The 4,824-nt window shown below is 50.8% G+C and carries 5 protein-coding genes; 2 read left to right on the top strand and 3 right to left on the bottom strand.

Annotated features, from left to right (window positions below; genetic code table 11):
* Positions 1-43 precede the first annotated feature (43 nt).
* Positions 44-1,153, top strand: coding sequence for a DNA replication and repair protein RecF (gene recF / locus NT002_14300; GenBank protein ID MCX6830434.1), 1,110 nt, complete (start codon positions 44-46; stop codon positions 1,151-1,153).
* Position 1,154: 1 nt separating this feature from the next.
* Entirely contained in the window at positions 1,155-2,204 is a 1,050-nt protein-coding gene (locus NT002_14295; GenBank protein MCX6830433.1) for an ABC transporter ATP-binding protein, read from the top strand.
* A 113-nt stretch (positions 2,205-2,317) separates the two neighbouring features.
* Here NT002_14295 and NT002_14290 read toward each other — a convergent pair whose 3' ends face one another.
* The 3 genes from NT002_14290 to NT002_14280 all read right to left on the bottom strand — a co-directional run.
* Positions 2,318-3,415 (bottom strand): ABC transporter permease, encoded by a 1,098-nt coding sequence (locus NT002_14290; protein ID MCX6830432.1) that lies wholly within the window; start codon positions 3,413-3,415, stop codon positions 2,318-2,320.
* Between the two features lie 3 nt (positions 3,416-3,418).
* Positions 3,419-4,525, bottom strand: a complete 1,107-nt coding sequence (locus NT002_14285; GenBank protein MCX6830431.1) for an ABC transporter permease — start codon at positions 4,523-4,525, stop codon at positions 3,419-3,421.
* Positions 4,518-4,824: AAA family ATPase (locus NT002_14280; GenBank protein ID MCX6830430.1), on the bottom strand; the 307-nt coding region annotated here is incomplete at its 5' end. The genes NT002_14285 and NT002_14280, both read right to left, overlap by 8 nt.

Here is a 4,824-nt window from a genome sequence, read left to right as displayed (position 1 = left end):
TATTGTCTTATAATTTAGATCCCAGGCAGAACGAATTGTTCTAATGCTGGTCAAGTCGATCAATATTGTCTCGTTCCGAAACTTCAAATCAGCCGCAGTAGATTTCTGTGACGGCGTAAATATCTTCTATGGCCGCAACGGGGCGGGGAAATCGAATCTTCTGGAGGCGATCTTTGTCGTTCTTCTGGGGCGCTCATCCCGGGGCGCCGCCGATGCCGTTATGGTCAAGGAAAATGCCGGGGTATACCGACTGGAAGGGGAGGTTGATAGCGATGGGAATGGGTGCACTATTGCGGTAGCATATCAGACCGGGGGAAGAAAGAGAATCACCATTGATCGAGTTGGTGTCCGGGCCGCCGAGCTATTTGAGCGTTGCACGGTTGTCTCGACCGCACCGGGTGATATGGAGATTCTTTCCGGGCCGCCGGCGCGGCGACGGGAATTTATCAATGTCTATCTGTCGCAGGCCTCACCGAAATATCTTTCCAGCCTCGGCGACTACAGTAAGGTGCTGGAACAGAAAAACTCGTTCCTGAAACAGGATAATTCGGAAAGCGACACACCATACAATGAACTTCTTGTCAAATATGGCGCCGCGATAATGCTGGAAAGGAAAAGATTCCTCGATGCTATTGCCGCCAACGCCCGGGAGCATTATCAAAAAATATCCGGGGGGCAGAAGCTGCAGGCCATCTATAATCCTTCCGTGCACCTTGATGGCGGCGTCGTTGATTATGAAATTATCGAGAGAAATTTCAGGGAAAAGCTGGAACGATACAAAGACAGAGAGAGAATTCTTCAGACCGCCCTGGTGGGGCCGCATCGCGATGAGATTGATTTTGAAATCGGCGGTTTTCCGGCGCGAACTCATGGCTCACAGGGGGAACTGCGCACGGCCGCTATATCGCTCAAGCTGGCGGTGTTTGAGTATCTGAAGATAGTTCGGAAAGGGACGCCGATTCTTCTTCTTGATGAGATATTTGCCGAATTGGATGACAACCGAAAAGAGCGACTGATAGAGTCATTCGGGGAATTCGGCCAGCTCTTCTTAACCACCGCTTCACAGGTGCCGGTAATGCTGGCGGAAAAGGGACGGCGTTTCCGGGTTGAAAATGGGACGATTACAATAGAGACGGCAACGGCGCGGGAATAATATGGCTACCTTGAAAATCATAGCAATCGATAAGAGCTTTTCGGGAAAGAGGATTCTGGAGAATATCTCGCTGGAAACATCCGAAGGAGAACTGGTGGTTGTTTTGGGTCCCTCCGGGTGCGGCAAATCGACCATTCTTCGTATCATTGCCGGTCTGGAAACGGCGGATGGCGGCGAGATTTATATCGGCGATCGCCGGGTGGATATGCTGCCGCCCCAGAAAAGGAATGTCGCGCTGGTTTTTCAGAATTATGCACTGTATCCTCATATGACCGTAGCCGGGAATCTTGCTTTTCCTCTGAAAGTGGCCGGGGTGAAAAAAGAGGAGATAAAGAAAAGAGTTGCGGACACCGCCGAATTAATCGGCCTGGGTGACCGTCTGGAATCGCGTCCGGCGGAGCTTTCCGGCGGCCAGCGGCAGAGAGTGGCGCTGGGGCGGGCGATTATCAGGCAGCCCGACTTGTACCTTCTGGATGAACCGCTTTCCAATCTCGATGCCGACTTACGGGTGAGGATGCGCCGGGAGCTGGTGGAACTTCAAAAAAGGCTCGGCACCACCACGGTTTATGTGACCCATGACCAAACCGAGGCGCTCACCATGGCTGACCGTCTGGTGGTGATAGAATCGGGAAAAATCAGGCAGACAGGGACTCCGCAGGAGGTCTATGACCGCCCCGCCGACATCTTCGTCGCATCGTTTCTGGGAACGCCCAAGATAAATCTTGTTAATGGTCACATAGAGAATGGTACTATTCAGCCTCTTGATATTCCTTTTGAGCCATTCGGCAAGGAATACGGCGGCAAAAAAATTGTTATTGGCATTCGTCCTGAGGATATTGTGATCTCGCCACAGGGAAAATATTCCGGGATGGTGAAAAGTGTGGAGTATTTGGGCGATCGGGCGATTATCACTATTGAGATGAATGGTATAAATCTTGTGTGTACCGCCGAGCCGGAGATGGTGAAGAAGAACGACAGTCTCAGGTTTGATTTCCACCGGGAGAAATTCCTTCTCTTTGATGCCGAAAGCGGCGCCAATTTAGGCATCTGAGTTTCCTCCAAGCAAGCATATGGTGTATGGCAGTACAATATCCTGCCTCAATGACAGAATGGTCTCTTCTCAGAACAAGAAAGTAATGAGTGAAAGGTGTTCACCGGGCAAGATTATTTCACTCGCTTGGAGAAACGGAGGATGGAAAATGTGAATATCGCCGCGCCGAACAGCAGCATTGCCATTACATCGGGGTAGAGAATTTCCAACGTCGCCCCTTTCATCATTATGGCACGGGTGATTTTCATGAAATAGCGCAGCGGATTTAGATAGGTCAGGTATTGAATCGGCGGTGGCATATTGGCGATCGGGATGAAAAATCCGGAAGTCATAATTGCAAAAATCGAAAAGAACCAGGTCAGAAACATCGCCTGCTGTTGCGTTTTGGAGACGGTCGAGGCAAACATGCCGATACCGAGCGTGGTAAAAAGATAGACAAACGCAAGAGAATAGAGCAATACCCATGAGCCGACAAACGGGACGCGGAACCATAACACGCCAAAGGCCAGCGCTATCGACATTTCTAAAAAACCAATAAGAGCAAAGGGAATGGTTTTTCCCATGATCAGGGCCGGCGTGGTGATCGGGGTAACCATGAGTTGTTCCAGTGTGCCGATTTCGCGCTCCCGCACGATCGCCATTGAGGTAAGCATCATCGTGATCATGGTCAGCAGCACCGAGACAATCCCCGGAACCATAAAGTCAACCGATTCGGCCTCGGGATTATAGAGCCGTTGTTGCCGCATAGTAATCGGAAGCGACAGCCCGGTAACCTTCTCGTTGTACCGTCCGGTGATGATGTTGATATATCCCAGAGCGATGGCCGCCGAATTGGCATTAGCGCCGTCGACCATGAAGCCGATATCGGCCTTTCTCCGCTCCTGCAGTTGACGGGAAAAATCCTTGGGAATAATTATAGCGGTGCTATAGAGATTTTCGCGGAAGCCATGATCGGCATTCATGACCGGAAAGCGGCTGGCGCGGGTAATAAAATAATCTCCGGCCGACAGCGAGCGGATATATTCGCGCGAATAGACACTGCGATCGAAATCATAAACGGCGGTGTCGATATTCTTGACATCGGTGCTGACCGCATACCCGAGAACCAGCAGTTGAATAATCGGCATGACAAAGATCATCCGGAGCATATTGTGATCGCGGAAAACCTGGCGAAACTCTTTTCTGATGAGGGCGATAACGGTACGAAACATAACTCAACCTATTTTCAGATGAAATTTCCTGGCGGCGGCGGCCAGAAGAATGACCGTAAGGATAACTAGAAAGACCGCCTCCACCCAGAGAACCGACAGGCCGGAACCTTTAAGCATGATGCCGCGGATAATAAGAAGGAAATAGCGGGCCGGCACAATGTGCGTGATATACTGCAGGATAATCGGCATATTCTTTATTTCAAAGATAAAACCGGAAAGCATGACCGAAGGGAGAACAGTGACAGTCAGGGCGGCCATCATGGCCAACTGCTGGGTTTTGACTAAGGTCGATATCAGTATCCCGATCGACAGTGCGGCAATGATATATATCACGCCGAATAAAAGAAGCAACAACGTGGATCCGATGAAAGGAACACCGAAATGGAAAACCGCAAACAGCAGCACCAAAATGGCATCAAGCATAGCCAGCCCGATGTAAGGGATCACTTTCCCGATGATAATTTCCCGGGGGGTGACCGGCGCGGTGAGAAGCTGTTCCATGGTGCCGGTTTCTTTTTCGCGGGCGATGGTGATGGAGGTCAAAAGGGCGGAGATCATCATCAAAATAATGGCAATCAGACCGGGGACAAAGAAATGGGAGGATTTCAGATCGGGATTATAAAGCACCCGGGCAGAGATGGTGACACCGGGAATCTCCATTCCCTCGGGCAGTTTGTCTTTCAAAAATTGCATCAGAACCATATTGGAGTAACTGCTGGTGGCGGCGGCCAGATTGGCATCGGCCCCATCGACCATTAGCCCGATTTCATATTCGGTGCGATTCCCCAACGCCTCGGACAATCCATGGGGGATAATCATAACGGCATTAGCGCCGCCGCGTTTTAGGATTTTTTCCGGGTCAGATATATCGGCCGCCGCATCAGGGCGAAGAAAATAACCGGAGTTGAAGAATCTATCGGCCAGCGCCCGCGATTCGGAGGAGCGATCAAAATCGAGAAAAGCCAATTTGATATTTTTGATATCGAGATTTATGGCGTAGCCGTAAAGAAAAGTCATCAGGACAGGCATGAGAATTGCAATACCGAGCGAGCGCGGGTCGCGCAGGATATGGCGAAACTCTTTAATGGCAATGTACTTTATTTTACGCATCGACACCCTCACGCGAGATAAGTGATATAAAAAGTTCCTGTAGGTCGGGCTGGCGATATTGCTCTATCAATTCCTGGGGGTTGCCCATTTCGATTATTCTCCCTCGGTGCATAATTGAAATCCGCCGGCAGAATTCAGCCTCATCCATATAATGGGTGGTGACAAAGAGCGTGGTGCCGGCATCGGCCAAACGGTAGAGAATTTCCCAGAAGCGTCTGCGGAAAACCGGGTCGACCCCGCCGGTTGGTTCATCGAGGAAAAGGATTGCGGGGCGGTGCAGAAGCGCTGCGGCGAGGGCC

Source organism: Candidatus Zixiibacteriota bacterium (genome assembly GCA_026397505.1).
Lineage (GTDB): Bacteria > Zixibacteria > MSB-5A5 > GN15 > PGXB01 > JAPLUR01.
The sequence above is the reverse complement of the archived record's forward strand: the minus strand, read 5'-3'. Positions and strand labels throughout refer to the sequence as shown.